Origin of the sequence: Saccharopolyspora erythraea, from assembly GCF_018141105.1 — a bacterium.
GTDB lineage: Bacteria > Actinomycetota > Actinomycetes > Mycobacteriales > Pseudonocardiaceae > Saccharopolyspora_D > Saccharopolyspora_D erythraea_A.
This window is the reverse complement of the sequence record NZ_CP054839.1, coordinates 2,341,112-2,357,956: the sequence shown is the minus strand read 5'-3', so window position 1 is coordinate 2,357,956 and position 16,845 is coordinate 2,341,112. Positions and strand designations below refer to the sequence as shown.

The window sequence follows — 16,845 nt, the reverse complement described above, 5'->3', positions numbered from 1 at the left end:
AACACGACCGGGTGACCTGGGTTCACGCCGCCCGCGCGGCCAGCGCCAAGCTCCGCCGCTCCGGCAGAGCGTCGCGGCGCGGCCGCGCGAGTCCGACGGCCGCGGCCAGCAGCGCGGCACCGACCGCGGCGGACACCGGGGTGAAGCCCGCGACCAGGACCACCACCACGCCGGCGATCGCCGCCAGAACGCCGAGCGCCGCCGCCCCAGGTGACGGCGCACCGGCGCCACCGGCCCGGTGCTCGAAGCCGCCCACCAGGGCCACCACCGCGCGGACGATCAGCGCGATGCCCGCGATCCAGGGCAGCCGGGTGAGCCACCACCCGTCGCTGAACACCTCCGGCCACGGCGCCCGCGCCACCAGCAGCAGGGCGGCCAGCAGCACCAGCGCGGGCATGTGCCAGAGGTAGACGGTCAGCGAGCACCTGCCCATGGCGTCCACGGACCCGCGCACCCGCGGCCGCTCCAGCCAGCGGCGCAGCCGCGGCGCGGCGAGGGCGACCAGGCAGATCTGGGCGACGCCGAGCAGGACCAGGCAGACCGTCGGGGGGTTGAGGTTCGTGTACATGTTCGCCGAGTAGAGACCGCCCGTGGTGATCGTGAGCAGCAGCGCGAGCGCGCCGGCCGCTCCCCATGCCGGCCACGCGCGGCCGCGGAACCATCCGTCGGCGTAGCAGAAGCCGATCTGCTGGACGGTCAGCCAGACGAAGGCGAGGTTGGCGAGCCCGGCGGCCGGGGCGGCCGACGCGAGCAGGTCCACCGCGAGCACGAGCGCGAGCAGTCCGGCCAGGGTCCGTCCGGGCGCGGCCTCGTGCGCCCGCACCAGGACCGGGACCAGCGCCGACACGCCCAGGTAGACGCCGAGGAACCACATCGGCTGGCCCATCCGGTAGCCGATCTGCGCGAGCAGGTCGGCCGGCGCGCCGGCCAGCCCCGCCACCGCCAGGCCGGAGCCGATGACCGCGAAAGCAAGCAGCGCGGGTCTGGCGAGCCGTTCCAACCTGCCCCGCACGAATTCGACGGCGCTTCGCCCCTGGTCCCGCATTCGCCGCCACTGCGTGATTCCGGCGAATCCGCCGACGATGAAGAACAGCGGCATAACCTGCACGCACCAGCTCGCCGGGACGAACCACCCGGCGTAGTCCATGGCGTTGACGATGTGAATTCCACCGGCGTCAACCGTGATTCCGGCCATCAGCGCGTGCAGCACGACCACGACCACCAGGCAACCCGCCCTGACCAGGTCGAGCACCGGATCCCGCCGCGAACCGGAATTCGCCGGGAGCGATTTTTTCGCGCCGGAGAACGGCGCGGATGAAGTGCGCACGAAAAGACCCGCTTTCCCCAGGAACAACGTGCCCGATCGCTTTTCGGGCACGGCGAAAGCGTATGGCGGAGAACGCGGCTCCCGCGTCCGTCGCGGGAGCGCTTCGCAAGGCAGTACCGGGGTAGGGGGTGGGGCTGCGGGCTAACCCCGCGGAGCCACCCGCGCGGTCAGGAGGACCCGCCCGAGGACACCAGTCCGGTCTCGTAGGCAGCGACGACGGCCTGCACACGGTCGCGCACCCCGAGCTTGCCGAGGATGCGGCTGACGTGGCTCTTCACCGTCTGCTCGGCGATGAACAGGGCGTCGGCGATCTCGGTGTTGGACAGGCCCCGGGCGACGTGCACCAGGACCTCGCGCTCGCGGTCGGTGAGCGCGTCCAGGCGTGGCGGCTTGGTGACCGGCGGTGCGGCCGTGCGGGAGAAGTGCTCGATGAGCCGCCGGGTGACGGTAGGGGCCAGCAGCGCCTGACCGCCCGCGACGACGCGCACTCCGGCGATCAGGTCCGCGGGGAGCGCGTCCTTGAGCAGGAAGCCGCTGGCGCCCGCTCGCAGCGCCTCGTAGACGTAGTCGTCGATGTCGAAGGTCGTCAGCATCAGCACGCGCGGGACGTGGGTGACGTGCGCGGGCGGGGCCAGCAGCCTGCGGGTCGCCTCGATGCCGTTGAGCACCGGCATGCGCACGTCCATCAGCACGACGTCCGGGCTGTGCCGGTGCGAGAGCTCCACGCCGCGCTCGCCGTCGTCGGCCTCCCCCACGACCTCCATGTCCGGCTGGGCCGCGAGCAGCGCGGCGAACCCCGCGCGCACCATGGCCTGGTCGTCGACCACCAGCACCTTGATCGTCACCGCCGCTACCGCTCCTTCGCGCTGTCGTCGCCGGTTCCCAGCGGGAGGACGGCGTGCACCTCGAAACCGCCGTCGCCGGTCGGCCCGGTGCGCACCGAGCCACCGAGCAGCGCCGCCCGCTCCCGCATCCCGACCAGGCCGTGCCCGCCGCCGGCGGCGGGAGCAGCGGTACCGCGTGCGGGCGCTTCGTTGCGCACCGAGATGTCCAGCCGGCCGTCCACGCGGCCGAAGCGCACCTCCGTGCGCGCTCCGGGGGCGTGCCGGGTGGCGTTGCTCAGCGCCTCCTGCACGATCCGGAACGCCGCGACGCCCGCGATGTCGCTGACCGCCTCGTCGGCGAGGACCTCGACGCCGTGCGACTCGATGCGCATCCCCGCTCGCCGGGCGCCCTCGACGAGCTCCGGAACGCGGGCCAGCCCAGGCTGCGGCGCCAGTTCACCTGCCGCTTCCTCGTCGCGCAGGACGCCGAGCAGGCCGCGCATCTCGGTAAGCGCCTGGCGCGAGGACGCCGCCATCGACTCGAACTCGCCGACCAGCCCGGAGTCCATTTCCGGATACCGGTACCGCGCGGTGCTCGCCTGCACGTTGATGATCGACATGCTGTGCGCGATCACGTCGTGCAGCTCCCGCGCGATGCGGGTCTTCTCCTCGACCAGCACCCGCCTCGCGTGCTCCTCCGCGCTGACCTCGCGCTCCCGCAGCAGCTGGGCTCGGATCGCCTGCCACTGCTGCACGACCAGGCCGAGCACCAGCAGCCCGCCGGAGACCGAGGCCAGCACCGCGATGTTGGCGGTGACCCCGGCCGGCGCGCGCGGCACCAGCGACGCCGCGGCCGCCGCCACCGCGACACCACCCATCCAGGCGCACAGGCCGGCAGGCCAGGCGGCGCGCAGGCCGAGCACGAAGACCAGCAGGATCTGGGTGAGCAGCGCCGTAACCGGGTACGGCCACGCGGCACCCACGTCCTGGCTCCCGGCCACCGCCAGCAGGAACGCGCCGACCACCGACGCGACCACCGCCGTCCAGGGCCGGAACAGGGCGAGCCCGACCGAGGCGACGTGCAGGACGGTCAACGGGAACGCGACAAGCAGCGGGATGCCGTAGACGGTGACGTTCACCGGGACGCCGACGGAGGCCAGCGCGACGGTCGGCACCGCGAGCAGGAGAGCAGCCTGGGCGCTCGGCTTGAGCCGGTTCAGCCGCCAGCGGTTCCCGGTGCCGGACCGGCGATCGCGCTTGGTCCTGGCCACCGCTGACTCCGTCCCCCATCGGACCACCCCTGTGGGGGATGTCCGGCTCCGACTATAGCCGGTGGATCACCGGCGCAGCCGTGATCGCGGGCGGCGGCGCGGTCCGGCGCACCGCCGCCCGGGGCGGATCATCCGAACAGGACCTCGGCCTCGGTGTAGCGCTCCAGCGGCACGGTCTTGAGCTCCGCGGTGGCCTCGCTCAGCGGCACGCGGACGATGTCGGTGCCGCGCAGCGCGACCATCCTGCCGTAGTCGCCGTCGCTGACCGCGTCGATCGCGTGCAGGCCGAAGCGGGTCGCCAGCACCCGGTCGTAGGCCGTCGGGGTGCCACCGCGCTGCGTGTGCCCGAGGACCACGGCCCTGGACTCCTTGCCGGTGCGCTGCGCGATCTCCTCCGCGAGCCAGGTGCCGACGCCGCCCAGCCGCACGTGCCCGAACGCGTCCTTCTCACCGGTCAGCAGCACTTCGCCGCCGCCCTCCGGGACGGCGCCCTCGGCGACGACGATGATCGGCGCGTACTGCCGCTCGAACCGGCGCTCGACCCACTCGCACACCCGCTCGACGCTGAACCGCTTCTCCGGTCCGAGGATCACGTTCGCGCCACCGGCCAGGCCCGAGTGCAGCGCGATCCAGCCCGCGTGCCGTCCCATCACCTCCACCACCAGGGCGCGGTGGTGGGACTCTGCGGTCGTGCGCAGCCGGTCGATCGCCTCGGTGGCGATGTGCACGGCGGTGTCGAACCCGAAGGTGTAGTCGGTGGCGCCGAGGTCGTTGTCGATGGTCTTGGGCACCCCGACCACCGGCACCCCGTCGTGGGTGAGCCGGTCGGCGACGCCGAGGGTGTCCTCGCCGCCGATGGCGACGAGCGCGTCGACCCCGTGCTCCCGCATGGTGGCCTTGATCCGGGCGATGCCGTCGTCGATCTTGTAGGGGTTGGTGCGGGACGAACCGAGGATGGTGCCTCCCCGGTTCAGGATCTCCTCGACCCGGTCCAGCCCCAGCGGCATCGTCAGCCCTTCGACCGGCCCCAGCCATCCGCTGCGGAACCCGAGGATCTCGTGCTCGTAGACCGAGATCCCCTTGCGGGTCACCGCGCGCAGGACGGCGTTGAGCCCAGGGCAGTCACCTCCGCCGGTCAGAACTCCGACACGCATTCCAGTCGGCATCTCCTCGCCGCCTCCTCGTTCGAACCCGCTCGCTCGGGTGATTTACGTCTCCCCGCCGGGGCGAGCGTTTCACGAACTGGATCGGTGCAGCAAGTAGGGGTGCGCTCACAGCGGGTATCCGCGGCGGCGCTGCACCTCCTCGATCACCTTCCAGCGCTCGAGGTTGTGCCTGGCGTCGGCCAGCGCGTCGTGGGCGTTCTCCGGTGCGGCGGGCAGCTTGGGCTTGCCCACGTCCTCCCAGCGCTGCCGCAGGTCGCGGGTGAACTTCGGGATCCGGGACGGCAGCGCGGGCATCGGCCCCCACAGCTGGGCCAGCGCGACGTGGTCGTAGGCGGCGTACCAGGCCCACAGCTCGATGTTGGCGCCGCGGGCGGTGAGGAAGGAGTACAGGTCCTCGCGGATCCGCGCCCGCGACCGCCAGGCCGGGTCGGTGGCGGGCGGGAGCTGCGGGAGCACGTTCTGGCGCACCCACTGCCCCGCGCGGCTCGGGTCGAACTCCGTGGAAACCGCGTAGAACTCGCGGCCGGACTCCTCCACCATCCCGATCGACACCAGCTCGATGGTGTGCCCGTCCTCGATGAACTCGCAGTCGTAGAAAAACCTCACCGGCAAAGCCTAGGCTCCGCCGGTGCGCGGGCGCCGACCCCCGTCAGCCCGCCTTGCTCTCGGGCACCCGGTCGCGCTCGCGGGCGGGAGCGGTCGTGGACTTCCAGCCCGCGACGTGCTTGCCCTGGGCTGCCAGGTCGTCCTTGGCCTTGGCGGCGTAGATGTCGACGTACTCCTGGCCGGAGAGCTCCATCAGCGCGTACATGATCTCGTCGGTGATCGAGCGCTCGACGAACCGGTCGCCGGCCAGACCCTCGTAGCGGGAGAAGTCCAGCGGTTCGCCCACCACGATCCGGACCTTGTACGGGCGCCACATCTTCGACCCGATGGGGTTGACCTTGTCGGTGCCGAACATGGCGATCGGGATCACCGGGACGGCGGCCTCCAGCGCCATCCGCGCCACGCCGGTCTTGCCCTTGTAGAGGCGGCCGTCGGGCGAGCGGGTGCCCTCGGGGTAGACGCCGAGCAGCTTTCCCTCGCCGAGCAGCCGGACACCGGTGTCCAGCGCGGCCTGCGCCGCGGCGCCGCTGGAGCGGTCGATCGGGACCTGGCCGACGCCGGAGAAGAAGTACTTCTTGAGCTTGCCCTTGACGCCCTTGCCGGTGAAGTACTCGCGCTTGGCCAGGAACGTGACCCGGCGCGGCATCATCAGCGGCATGTAGAACGAGTCGGCGACGGCGAGGTGGTTGCTCACCAGGATCGCCCCGCCGGTCGGCGGCACGTTCTGCACGCCCTCGATCACCGGTCGGCAGAACAGCTTCATCAGAGGGCCGAGCAAGATGTGCTTCATCACCCAGTACAGCACTGCGCCGCTGCCTCCCTGAGAAGTTGTCTTCAGCCTGGCCGAGCCCGGTCGTCCGCGCGGTCCGGTCAACTCTGACGGATCCGGGCACGGCGGTCCTGGGCGGCCGAGTCCCCCCGCTCAGCCTACGGAGCCGGAACTCCCCGCACAATGCGGGCCGCCGCAGACCGTCCCACACCGCCGCGTCGCGTGCGACGATGAGTCGGTACGGCTTGCGGATGCGGTTGGGAGGCTGGGGTGCCCGTACTTCTCGGGGGCGAACCGCTGGTCGACGGTTCGTGGGACATCGAAGTACCGCGCTGCCAGGGGGTCGGCGGCACCCCGGGGCAGGTGCGGGCGTCGCGTCAGGCCGGCGGTGTGCGTTTTCTCCTGCCGCGTCCGCTCTCGGAAACGGCCGTCCGGCAACCGGTCGGCGAGCACGTGTCCTCGCACGTGACGGCGTCCGATCACGACGCGCGGACGGTGTCGCCCGGTAGCGTCGGGTTCGTCCACCGGATCCATCGCGAGCGCTCCGAGGTAGCTGCATGAACACCCGGCACGACAGGTCCGATGGACCCGACGACATCGACGCCGCCTTCGCGGAGATCGTCGCGGGCCTGGAGCGCGAGGGCGGGGTCGGCAAATGGCCGGACTCCGACGAAGAGGACGACGGCCCGGCCGCCGAGAAGGCGACCCGCGACGAACCCGCATCCGCCCCGGACGACACCTCCGACGACAGCGCGCAGGGCCCGCGGGACTGGACACCGTCCGCCGAGCCCGAGGACGAGGGGCATTACGAACCGCCGGAGCCCCCGCCGCTGCCCACTCCCCGGCCGTCCACGCTCGGCGGCATCGTCGTGATCGCCATCGGCCTGCTCCTGCTGCTGGTGCCGGCGCTGGCGGGCATCGGCAGCTCCTCGGCGCTGCCCATCGGCCTGATCGCGGTCAGCGCGGGCATCATCTGGCTGCTGCTGCGGATGCGGCAGGGCCCGCCGAGTTCCGGCGACGACGGCGCCCGCCTCTGAGCGCCTGTTCTCGACCTTCGAAGCGGCGTAACCGCTTGGCCCACCCCCGCAATCCGCACCGCCACGCAAGGTGAGTTCAAAGAGAGGAGCCCGGTCAGCGGCCGGTGACCTGGTGGGCGACGACGTGCTCGCGGGCCAGGGTCGCCGCGCCGACCATGCCCGCGTCGTCGCCGCGCTTGGCCACCGCGATCCGCGCCAGCGGGCGGTGCCCCGCGCCGGTGAGCGCCTTCGCGTAGTGCTTGCGCGCCTCGCCCAGGAACAGGTGCGCCGACCCGGACACCCCGCCCGCGATGACCACGACCTCCGGGTCGTAGACGTCGGCGACCAGTGCCAGGCCCTCGCCGAGCCACCGCGCCAGCTCCCGCATCGCGCGCCGCGCGAGCGGGTCGCCCTCCTCGGCCGCGCGCGCGACCCGGACCCCCGTCAGCGGGGTGCTCTCGCTCAACAGCGGACCGGCCGTGCCGTCGCCCCGTTCCTGCAGCTCCCGCACCGTGCTCACCAGCGCGGTGCCGCTGCAGTAGCGCTCCCAGCAGCCGCGCTTGCCGCACGGGCACGGCCGCCCGTCGGGGACCAGCCGCAGGTGGCCCAGCTCCGGCGCCACGCCGTAGGCACCGCGGAAGACCTCGCCGTCGAGCACCAGCGCCCCTCCGATGCCGGTGCCGAGCGCGACCAGCGCGGCGACCCGCGCCCCGGTCGCCGCGCCGAAGCGCTGCTCGGCGATGGCCGCGGCGTTGGCGTCGTGTTCCAGCACCACCGGCAGCTCGACCCGCGCGGCGATCCGGTCCGCCACGGCGACGTGGCGCCAGGCCAGGTGCGGGGCGAAGCGCACGACACGGCGGTCCTCGCTCACGAAGCCCGCCACCGCCAGGCCCACGGCCGCGACCGGGTGCCGCAGCGCCAGACCGCGGACGACGTCCGCGATCGCCGAGTCCAGTTCCTCGCCGGTGTCCGGGGTCGGCACGCGCAGCGTGTCGAGCACCGCGCCCCGCGGGTCGACCACGCTGGCCCGGACGCTCGTACCACCGACGTCAACGCCAACGGTCAGCAACCTGATCCGGCCCCGTTCTCGCTGAACACGCGCCCTCCGACACGCCGCACGTCGATCCGCTGCACCTTCGGGGCCGCGTCCGGATCGTCGTCGCCGGGCTCCGGCGCGGTGCCGGTCGCGGCCTGCGGTGCGGGTTCCGGCGGCGGGTGGCCGGTCCGCTCGGCCAGCGCCTCGCGCAGCACGTGCACCAGGTCCGCCAGCTTCGCGGTCAGCTCCGGTCGTTCCCCGCGGGCGATGGCGACCACCGCGCACACCGGGCACCAGCCGCAGCTGCCCTCGCAGGGCACACCGCCCTCTCTCACACCGCGCAGGTAGTCCTCCGCGCGCACCGCGAGGCCCTCCAGCAGCAGGCGCAGCTCCTCGGCGACCTGGTCGCGTCCTGGTTCCTCTGCCATCTCGCTCACCGCATCCACTGGTCCGGATCGGGCCGGAAGCCGATCGTCAGCCCGTCGTCCCCGGCGACCGCGGAGGTGACCACGCAGCGGCGCAGGACGGCGGGCAGCGCGATCAGCCTGCGCCTGCCGTCGACGGTCACCGCGAGCTCGTCGGCGATGCGCGCGAGGTCGACATCGGCGTCCTCGTGCAGCGGCAACGCGATCCGCAGCGAGTACTCGGAGTCCAGCGCGCGCCCGCCGCCGGTGACCCGCATCGCCGGGATGTCCTCGCCGGCCGCCAGCGGGTCGCCGTCGCCGTAGAGCTCGTCGGCGAGCTCCCGCAGAGCCTCGACACCGACCGGCTCGGCCGCGCGGTGCTCGACGGTGCGCAGAGGCACGTCGGTGGCCGCGCGCACCGAGTCGAGCACGGCTTCCTGCTCGCGCCTGCGGGTCCGCATCCACTGCGCGGCCTCGCCGCGCGCCGCGCCGGGGTTCGGCACCAGGCGGTTGGCGACCAGCCCGTCCACGCGGACCTGCTGCAACGCCAGCGCGGTCAGCGTCCGGCGGGTCTCGGCGGCCACCACGCTCTCCGGCGTCAGCACCAGGCGCACGCCCGTGCCGGGGTCGGCCAGCATCTCCCGAAGCGCGGTGAGGCGTTCGGCCAGTCTGCTCAGCGCTTCGGCGGCGGCGTCCCAGCGCTGGACGTTCTCGCTGCCGGCCATGCCGGCCAGCATGCCGCGCACGACCCTGCGGTGCGCGGGGAACAGCCGCTCCAGGTAGCCGGACAGCGACTCCGGAAGCGCGAGCAGCCGCAGCGTCTCGGCGGTCGGTCCACAGTCGACGATGACGGCGTCCCAGAGCCCGCTGGCGGCGAGCCGGTGCACCTCGGCGAGCGCGAGGAGGTCCTCCACGCCGGGAAGCAGCGTCAGCTCCTCGGCCTCCAGCTCGGCGACGCCTGCCGCCAGCAGCATGGTGCGCAGGTGCTCCCGCAGCTCGGCCCAGTTCTTGTCGACCAGGCCGCGGGTCTGCACCTCGGCGGCGTGCATGCCCAGCGGGATCTCGCGGGGTTCCGGACCCAGCGGCACGCCCAGCGCATCGGCCAGCGAGTGCGCCGGGTCGGTGGACACGGCCAGCACCCGCTCACCGCGCGCGGCGAGCCGCGCCGCGGTCGCGGCGGCCAGCGTGGTCTTGCCCACGCCGCCCTTTCCGGTGAACAACAGGATGCGCAAAGGGCCGTCTTTCGGTGCGTCAGCGGGAGGTCTCGACGCGGCGCTTGAGCTCCTTGAGCGCCGTGTCCATGATCATCTTCTCCGCCTTGCGCTTGAACATGCCGATCATCGGGATCGCCAGGTCCACGGCAAGGCTGTAGGTCACCTCGGTGCGGGAGTCGCCCTGCGGGTCCAGCCGGTAGCTGCCGCGCTGCGCCTTCTGCACCTGCCCCTCGGAGAGGTTCCAGCTCACCGATAACCCGTCTTCGGCCCAGTCGTAGACGTTGACGTAGGTGTCCTTGACCACACCGGCGTCCAGCACGAACCTGACCTTCTCGGCCCGCCCGCCCGTGGTGGTCGACAGCACCTCGGTTTCCTTGACCGCCGCCGCCCATTCCGGGTACGCGGCGAAATCGGAGATCACCGCCATGATCTCCGCGGCGGGAGCTTCGATCACGATGGACTGGGTGGACTGATCGACCATGCACCGCAGGTTACAGGGCGCGACGCGCCACGTCGCGTGACGCGTCGCGGCACCGGCGCACACGTCCGGAGACGGGGTCCGGCCATCGCCGCGGCGCGGGTCACCACTCCAGCACGTACGGTCGTCCGGTTCGCTTGAAATGGCCGACGTTGACGCATTCGGTGCGTCCGACGCGGACCCGTTGCGCGAGCGGCTGGTGCACGTGCCCGAACAGCGACCAGCGCGGGGCGTCGGTGCGGATGCGCCGCAGCAGAGCCGCCGACCCGTGCTCGGGACGCCTGGCCACGACGTCGTAGAGCAGCTCCGGGACGGCGGGCGGCAGGTGGCTGCACAGCACGTCCAGCGGCTCCAGCGCGGCCAGCGCGTCGTCGTACTCCTGCTCCGGCCGCAGGTAGGGCACCCACGGGGCGTGCTTGCGCAGCACGGCGCCCTCCGGCAGCAGGGTGCCGCCGATGAAGCCGAAGCGCAGGCCCCCGATCAGTGCGCTACCGCCGTCGAGGACGTGGATGCCCTCGCGCTCGAACTCCGGCCACAGCCGCGGGGCGTCGACGTTGCCGGGCGTGGCGTAGGTGGGCGCGGTCATCGCGCCGAACAGCTCGGAGTACTGGTCGCGGACGGCGTCCTCGACGACCTTGGCCGGGTCGGACAGGCTCTCCCACAGCGACCGGGCGTAGGCGGAGATCTCCTTGCCACGGTGGCTGCGGCGCAGCTCGGCGAAGCGCGCGACCTTCTCGGGCCCGAAGACCGCGCCCAGGATGCCCTTGTCGTGCTCGTGGTAGTCGACGAAGTCGATCAGGTCGCCGAGCACGACCAACGCATCCGCGCCGTCGCCCGCGCGCTTGAGATCCTCCACGTTGCCGTGGACGTCGGAGACCACGTGGACGCGCAACCCAACTCCATTCCGCAGCGCCTGCTCAGTGCACCTGATCCGAAACTAGCGCCGGCGGGCAGCCCGGCGCACGACCCGACTCGAGCTGGTCCTTGAGCGCGAACGCGACCGCGCGGGCCGCCAGCCGGCGGCGTCTCGCCTCGGTGGCAGCCGACCTGCGGACGCCCGCGGGCAGGTCGGCGCGCAGGAAGTAGTGCAGCACCGTGCCGTCGAGCACCGGCTCGAGCCACACCTCCATCGTGCCGGTCAGCGGGCCCGCGATGCTCCAGCGCACGCCCTTGACGCCCCTGGCCTCCTCGACGCGCAGCACCAGGTCTGGCCAGTAGCGCCGGTGCCGCGCCGGGTCGGCGAAGCGCTCGGCGACCGCGCCCGGCGCGGCGGCGATGAAGACCTCGTCGGAGACGTCGATCGCGGGCATGCCCACAGCCTGCCATCCCGCCCGGCGCGTGCGGACGCCGTCCCGCCGGGTGAGCGGGCGGGCCACGGCGCGGATGCGAGCCGCGGCGGCCCGAGCGCGGAGGCGCGGGCTCACCTGCCCCATCCGTGCGGTGACGGTGCCCACGCACCGCCAGCGACCTGGGCTGGCGCATGGCAAGCTTCCGGAAGGATCAACGACCCCCACCATGCGCCGGGGGTAGCAAAACCGGGACTACCGCTCGGTAACTATCGGCGTTAGGTTGTGCCCCGACCAAAGGCGTGTTTTCGGAGGTTTCGACGTGCGAGAGTTCAGCGTCCCAGCCACGGCGAAGGTGGCAGACGACGAGAACCTCACCGACATGGTGTGGGCCAACGCGGAACGTTTCGGTGGCACCGTGAGCTTCCGGCGCCGGGTGGACGGCACCTGGATCGACGTCACCGCCGCGGACTTCGCCGCCCAGGTGCTGGCCGTCAGCAAGGGCATGATCGCCGCGGGCCTGCAGCGCGGCGACCGGGTCGCGCTGATGTCCAAGACCCGCTACGAGTGGACGCTGCTGGACTTCGCCATCTGGGCCGCGGGCTGCGCCACCGTGCCGATCTACGAGACCTCCTCCGCCGACCAGGTCGAATGGATCCTCACCGACTCCGGGGCCAAGGCCGCCTTCGTGGAGACCGCCGCGCACCGCGCCGAGATCGACGCGGTGGTCGACCGGCTCCCCGACGTCGGCCACGTGTGGCAGATCGACGGCCCGACCGACGGCGGCGCGGCAGGCGCGGTGGACGAGCTGACCGCGCTGGGCTCGGGCATCGACGACCGCGAGGCCCACCAGCGCCGCCGCGAGGTCGGCGCCGACGAGCTCGCGACGCTGATCTACACCTCCGGCACCACCGGCCGGCCGAAGGGCTGCGAGCTGACCCACCGCAACCTGCTGGCCGAGGCGCGGGCCGAGATCAACGCGTTCCCGCAGCTGATGCAGCCGGGCAACTCGATGCTGATGTTCCTGCCGCTGGCCCACGTGCTGGCCCGCGCGGTGGCGATCGGCTGCATCTACGGCCGGACCACGCTCGGCCACACCGGCGACGTCAAGGACCTGATCAGCGACCTCGGCTCGTTCCGGCCGACGTTCGTGCTGGCGGTCCCGCGCGTGTTCGAGAAGGTCTACAACACCGCCAAGCAGAAGGCGCACGCCGACGGCAAGGGCCGGATCTTCGACCTCGCCGAGGAGACCGCCGTCGCCCACAGCAAGGCCCACGACGACGGCGGCGCGGGCATCGGCCTGCGGCTCAAGCACCTCGCCTTCGACAAGCTCGTCTACGGCAAGCTGCGCGCCGCGCTCGGCGGCCGCTGCATCGCCGCGGTGTCCGGCGGTGCGCCGCTGGGCGAGCGGCTGGCGCACTTCTACCGCGGCATCGGCGTCGCCGTGCTGGAGGGCTACGGGCTCACCGAGACCACCGCCGCCGCGACGGTCAACGTCGAGAGCGCCTTCAAGATCGGCACGGTCGGCCGCCCGGTCGCGGGCACCACCGTCCGCATCGCCGAGGACGGCGAGATCCTGATCAAGGGCGACGTGGTGTTCCGCAGCTACTGGAACAACCCGACCGCGACCAAGGAGTCGCTGGAGGACGGCTGGTTCCACACCGGCGACCTCGGGTCGCTGGACGACGAGGGCTTCCTGCGGATCACCGGCCGCAAGAAGGAGATCATCGTCACCGCGGGCGGCAAGAACGTGGCACCGGCGGTACTCGAGGACCACCTGCGGGCGCACCCGCTGATCAGCCAGTGCATGGTCGTCGGTGACAAGAAGCCGTTCATCGGCGCGCTGGTCACCATCGACCCGGAGTTCCTGCCGTCGTGGCTGGCCAACCACGGGCGCAAGGAGACCACCACCGCCGCCGAGCTGGTCGACGACCCGGAGCTGCGCGCCGAGGTGCAGAAGGCGATCGACGAGGCCAACAAGGCGGTCTCGCGGGCCGAGCAGATCAAGCAGTTCCGCATCCTGCCGGAGGACTTCACCGAGGCCACCGGCGAGCTCACCCCGAGCATGAAGCTCAAGCGCAACAAGGTCGCCGAGAACCACGCGCAGACGATCGAGTCGATCTACGCCTGACGCGCTCACGTCCGTCCCGGCCGGTCCGCACCCGAGCGGGCCGGCCGGGTCGTCTTTTCATGAGCGGCACCCACCCTCGCAACCGGCACCGCCTGAGAGTCAGTTTCTGGTCTTCGAAGCGGCGCAGCCGCTTGGCCCACCCCCGCAACCCACACCGCCGCGGGTTCTCAGGCGTCCTCTGGCGAGGACAGCTTTTTCGCCGCGTATGAGCGATACGTCAGAAAAAGATCCCGGAGCCAGAGGGCGCCTGAGGTTCCGCCACCGACACCGCCACGCAAGGCGAGTTCGAAGACAGGTACTGAAGGTCGGCTCCCCGCACTGCTATGCAAACCACGCTCCGCGCGGCCTCGCTCAACCGAAGGTGCGGAGCAGGTGCTCGCGCCAGCCGTCGAGGAGCTGCCCGGTGCTCATCCCCGCCACCTCGCGCAGCGCGAGGTCCACCGCCTCCGGTGAGCTGGAGCCCGCGACGCGCCGATAGAGCAGCACCAGCCGCTGCTCCCCGACCCGGCCCGCCAGGTAGCCGACGACCGACCACGCCTGCTGGTAGGCCAGGTCCAGCCGCCGCCCCGCCAGGTGGAAGTCCCGGTCCGACGGCAGCCCCGCGGGCGGCCCCTCGCCGCGGACCTGCCGCACCAGCTCCGGAGCCACCTGCGCCGGCGCGATCCCGCTGTCGCGGTAGCCGACGTAGTCGGCGAAGCCCTCGAGCATCCACATCGGGGCGCCGTCGACGGTGTCGGCGCGGGCGGCGACGTGGGTGATCTCGTGCCGCAGCACCACGCCCAGCGCGGTGTCGGAGAGCCCGGCCGCGGTGATCGGGTTGAGCACGATGCGCGGCCCTTCCACGCGCCGGGCCGCGGTGTCCACGCCGTCGGCCACGGCGACCGCCGCTATGCCGTCCACGGCGAACTCAGGGCCGACCAGCGCCCGCAGCTCGTCGCTGGTGCTGGGCAGCAGCACCGCGACCCGCCGCGGCCAGTCGGTGCCCCAGACCCGGCTGACCCGGTCGGCCGACTCGTCGAGCATGCCCGCCACCCGCTCGACCAGTTCGCGGTTGTCGTCGTGGCCGACGACCAGTCCCCCCGCGGTGGTCGTGGTGCGGCACGACGCGAAGTCCCAGGGACCGCGCCAGGTCGGACGTCCCCGGGTTTCCAGCGCGTCGTCGGAGGTCAGGTACCAGGAGTCGCCGCGGCGGACGAACAGGTAGCCCATCGTGCGGCGGGTCGGCACGGTGTCGACGGCTTGCAGCGCGTACTCCAGGCTCACCCGGGGTGCCCAGACCTCGTCACCGGGCACCGGCGGCACGGGAGCCGACGGCAGCACGTCGGCGGCGTCGACGTGGTAGGCCCAACGGGACAGCGGCACCTCGGCGAGGTTGTGGAACAGCGCCCGCTGCCGGTCGTGGAAGTCGGTCGGCGCCTTGGGGTCCACTGAGGACAGGAACGAGAGCTCGTCACGCGCCCGCAGCGCGGCGGCGCGCCGCTCCAGCAGCGCGCGGACCGCGGCGGTCCGGGGGTCCACGGGAGCCCGCGGCTGCCGTCCGGCCAGGCGTTCCGGCCCGGGGCGCGGCGGACTGCCGTCACCGGGCAGCGAGATCACCGACAGGCCGGCGACGACCGCGGCGGCGGCGGCCGCGGCCACCCACCCGCGCAACGTCCCGTGGCCTGGCACAGCGCGGATCGTAGGCCGGGGCGGGGACCGGAGCCCGCCGCGATCACCCGGTATCGCAGGCCGCGGAACCCCGTGTCACACGAAAGGGACCGGCACGATGCCGGTCCCTCCCGATGGAACTGCGGTCGTCAGCCGACGACTCGGCGAATCCCGTTGACGTCACCGATGCTCTTGTAGTCGGCGACCTTCACCACGTCGCCCGTGGTGGGCGCGTGCACCGCCTTGCCGTTGCCGATGTACATCGACACGTGGCTCTGGCTGTCGTAGTAGAAGATCAGGTCACCGGCCCTGAGGTCGCCTGCCGAGACGGAACGGCCCTCGGTCTTCTGGGTGCCGGTGCTGCCGCCGATGCTGACGCCGGCCTGCTTGTACGCCCACTGCATCAGGCCGGAGCAGTCGAAGTTGCTCGGACCCTTGGCGCCGTAGACGTAGGGCGAACCGGTCTTGCTCAGCGCCGCGCGCACCGCGGACGCTGCCGCGCCCGCACCGTCGATCGGACCGTTGTAGCTGGTCTCGCCGTCGCCCTTGAGCGAGTCCTGGTCCTCGCCGCTGAGCTGGTTGTAGCGCTGCTCGGCCTTGTCGATCGCGGCCCGCATCTCCGTCTCCTTGCGGGCGAGGTCGCCCGCGAGACGGCCGGCGTCGGTCTCGGCCTGCACGGCGCGGTTGCGGGCGTCGTGCGCCCGCGACTCCGCGGCCTCGGCCTGGTCGACGGCGGCGGAAAGCCGCTTCACCGCGTCGTTGTTGTCCTTGGCCAGCACGTCCAGCGCCGACGCGCGGTCCAGGAAGTCGTCCGGGGACTCGCTGACCAGCAGCGCGGAGAGCTTGTTCAGCCGCGCGCCCTGGTAGGAGGCGTTGGTGAGCCGGTCGACCTGGCCGCGGAAGCGTTCTTCCTCCGCCCGCGCCTGGTTCGCGACCTGCTCGGCCTGGGCCGCCTCGGCGTTGGCGCGACCGAGCTCGGCCTTCTTGGCGTCGTGGTCCTCTTCTGCCTTCTTCTTCTCCTCGGTCAGCCGCTCTGCCTGGTGCGTGAGCTCACGAACCTGCTTTGCGGCGTCCGAGGCGTTGTCGGGAAGCGGGGGGTCCGCCATCGCCGGCGCGGTCGACATGCCAACGGCGGCCGCGACCGCGGTAGCGGTGAGTGCTCCGCGCAATGAGCGCTTCAGTCGGTGCGACGCCACGTCGCGCATGCTCCTTCGTCTGCTCCGACCGCCTGCCGGGTGAGCTGACGGGTTCGGGCTCGAAGCTGCCCTACCAGCGGGCATGCTCCGCACACCCGGACCGGATTCACCCCACGGGTTGGTTCCCCGGCTCGGCTCCCCGACAAAGCCGATTCGGCGGCGACTCGCGGAGCCGCCCGGTTTGGGAAGCTGATCGCCGCGAAGTCCCGGTTAGGTTACGAAAGGTGAGCCGCGGCGTCCAGAAGTGGGGCCATAAATATGTGAACCAGAGCGCAAGGTATCTAACGGAGGAGATTCGTGTGCTCACGGTAGCGCTACCAGCAGGGCTTCTACCTGGCCTTGTGATTGCGCTGCCAACGCTTGCGGGAACCGGCTACCCGTGCTGTCACCGGCCTATGAGATCGGCCACTCGCCCAGCGGTAGCGATCCGGCGCCGAACCGCGCGCCCGTCCCCTCCCGCCTGCCCGGACCCCG

General features: G+C 72.4%; 16 protein-coding genes and 1 riboswitch. Of the genes, 2 read left to right on the top strand and 14 right to left on the bottom strand.

Translation table 11 applies throughout. The features are described from left to right. Window positions 1-22: 22 nt before the first annotated feature. The 6 genes from HUO13_RS10900 to HUO13_RS10875 all read right to left on the bottom strand — a co-directional run bounded on the left by HUO13_RS10900 (window position 23) and on the right by HUO13_RS10875 (window position 5,999). Entirely contained in the window at window positions 23-1,252 is a 1,230-nt protein-coding gene (locus tag HUO13_RS10900; RefSeq protein ID WP_249124645.1) for an acyltransferase family protein, read from the bottom strand. 242 nt (window positions 1,253-1,494) lie between these two features. Continuing rightward, window positions 1,495-2,172: a response regulator gene (locus HUO13_RS10895; protein WP_211901282.1), complete on the bottom strand. Its 678-nt coding sequence runs from the start codon at window positions 2,170-2,172 to the stop codon at window positions 1,495-1,497. A 5-nt stretch (window positions 2,173-2,177) separates the two neighbouring features. After that, a complete protein-coding gene (locus HUO13_RS10890) occupies window positions 2,178-3,422 on the bottom strand; it encodes a sensor histidine kinase (RefSeq protein ID WP_211901281.1) in 1,245 nt (414 codons plus the stop codon). Window positions 3,423-3,550: 128 nt separating this feature from the next. Then, window positions 3,551-4,576, bottom strand: coding sequence for a 6-phosphofructokinase (locus HUO13_RS10885; RefSeq protein WP_211901280.1), 1,026 nt, complete (start codon window positions 4,574-4,576; stop codon window positions 3,551-3,553). Window positions 4,577-4,693: 117 nt separating this feature from the next. Beyond that, a complete protein-coding gene (locus HUO13_RS10880; RefSeq protein WP_211901279.1) occupies window positions 4,694-5,194 on the bottom strand; it encodes a polyadenylate-specific 3'-exoribonuclease AS in 501 nt (166 codons plus the stop codon). A 43-nt stretch (window positions 5,195-5,237) separates the two neighbouring features. Then, a complete protein-coding gene (locus tag HUO13_RS10875; RefSeq protein ID WP_211901278.1) occupies window positions 5,238-5,999 on the bottom strand; it encodes a lysophospholipid acyltransferase family protein in 762 nt (253 codons plus the stop codon). A gap of 521 nt (window positions 6,000-6,520) precedes the next feature. Between HUO13_RS10875 and HUO13_RS10870 the strand changes: the two genes are divergently transcribed. After that, the gene (locus HUO13_RS10870) at window positions 6,521-7,000 is read left to right on the top strand and encodes a DUF308 domain-containing protein (protein WP_211901277.1); all 480 of its coding nucleotides are present in this window, start codon (window positions 6,521-6,523) and stop codon (window positions 6,998-7,000) included. A 94-nt stretch (window positions 7,001-7,094) separates the two neighbouring features. On the opposite strand, the gene HUO13_RS10865 is transcribed toward HUO13_RS10870, so the two are convergent. The 6 genes from HUO13_RS10865 to HUO13_RS10840 form a co-directional block, all read right to left on the bottom strand. Then, window positions 7,095-8,048 (bottom strand): ROK family glucokinase, encoded by a 954-nt coding sequence (locus tag HUO13_RS10865; protein WP_211901276.1) that lies wholly within the window; start codon window positions 8,046-8,048, stop codon window positions 7,095-7,097. Beyond that, window positions 8,042-8,443: a hypothetical protein gene (locus HUO13_RS10860; protein ID WP_211901275.1), complete on the bottom strand. Its 402-nt coding sequence runs from the start codon at window positions 8,441-8,443 to the stop codon at window positions 8,042-8,044. The genes HUO13_RS10865 and HUO13_RS10860 overlap by 7 nt, the downstream gene beginning before the upstream one ends. A 5-nt stretch (window positions 8,444-8,448) precedes the next feature. After that, on the bottom strand, window positions 8,449-9,651 hold the full coding sequence (locus tag HUO13_RS10855) for an ArsA family ATPase (RefSeq protein WP_211901274.1): 1,203 nt from the start codon (window positions 9,649-9,651) through the stop codon (window positions 8,449-8,451). A gap of 19 nt (window positions 9,652-9,670) precedes the next feature. Then, complete coding sequence (locus HUO13_RS10850; RefSeq protein ID WP_211901273.1) at window positions 9,671-10,114, bottom strand: SRPBCC family protein; 444 nt, start codon at window positions 10,112-10,114, stop codon at window positions 9,671-9,673. A gap of 100 nt (window positions 10,115-10,214) precedes the next feature. Beyond that, window positions 10,215-11,003 (bottom strand): metallophosphoesterase family protein, encoded by a 789-nt coding sequence (locus tag HUO13_RS10845; RefSeq protein ID WP_211901272.1) that lies wholly within the window; start codon window positions 11,001-11,003, stop codon window positions 10,215-10,217. Between the two features lie 25 nt (window positions 11,004-11,028). Continuing rightward, a complete protein-coding gene (locus tag HUO13_RS10840) occupies window positions 11,029-11,421 on the bottom strand; it encodes a polyketide cyclase / dehydrase and lipid transport (protein ID WP_211902810.1) in 393 nt (130 codons plus the stop codon). A 298-nt stretch (window positions 11,422-11,719) separates the two neighbouring features. Between HUO13_RS10840 and HUO13_RS10835 the strand changes: the two genes are divergently transcribed. Then, window positions 11,720-13,528 (top strand): AMP-dependent synthetase/ligase, encoded by a 1,809-nt coding sequence (locus HUO13_RS10835; RefSeq protein WP_211901271.1) that lies wholly within the window; start codon window positions 11,720-11,722, stop codon window positions 13,526-13,528. A 351-nt stretch (window positions 13,529-13,879) separates the two neighbouring features. Here HUO13_RS10835 and HUO13_RS10830 read toward each other — a convergent pair whose 3' ends face one another. Both HUO13_RS10830 and HUO13_RS10825 read right to left on the bottom strand, forming a co-directional pair. Further along, entirely contained in the window at window positions 13,880-15,196 is a 1,317-nt protein-coding gene (locus HUO13_RS10830; RefSeq protein ID WP_249124643.1) for a basic secretory family protein, read from the bottom strand. A gap of 128 nt (window positions 15,197-15,324) precedes the next feature. Then, on the bottom strand, window positions 15,325-16,281 hold the full coding sequence (locus HUO13_RS10825) for a C40 family peptidase (protein ID WP_249124641.1): 957 nt from the start codon (window positions 16,279-16,281) through the stop codon (window positions 15,325-15,327). A gap of 105 nt (window positions 16,282-16,386) precedes the next feature. After that, a riboswitch (cyclic di-AMP (ydaO/yuaA leader) is annotated at window positions 16,387-16,540 on the bottom strand. Window positions 16,541-16,845: the final 305 nt, after the last annotated feature.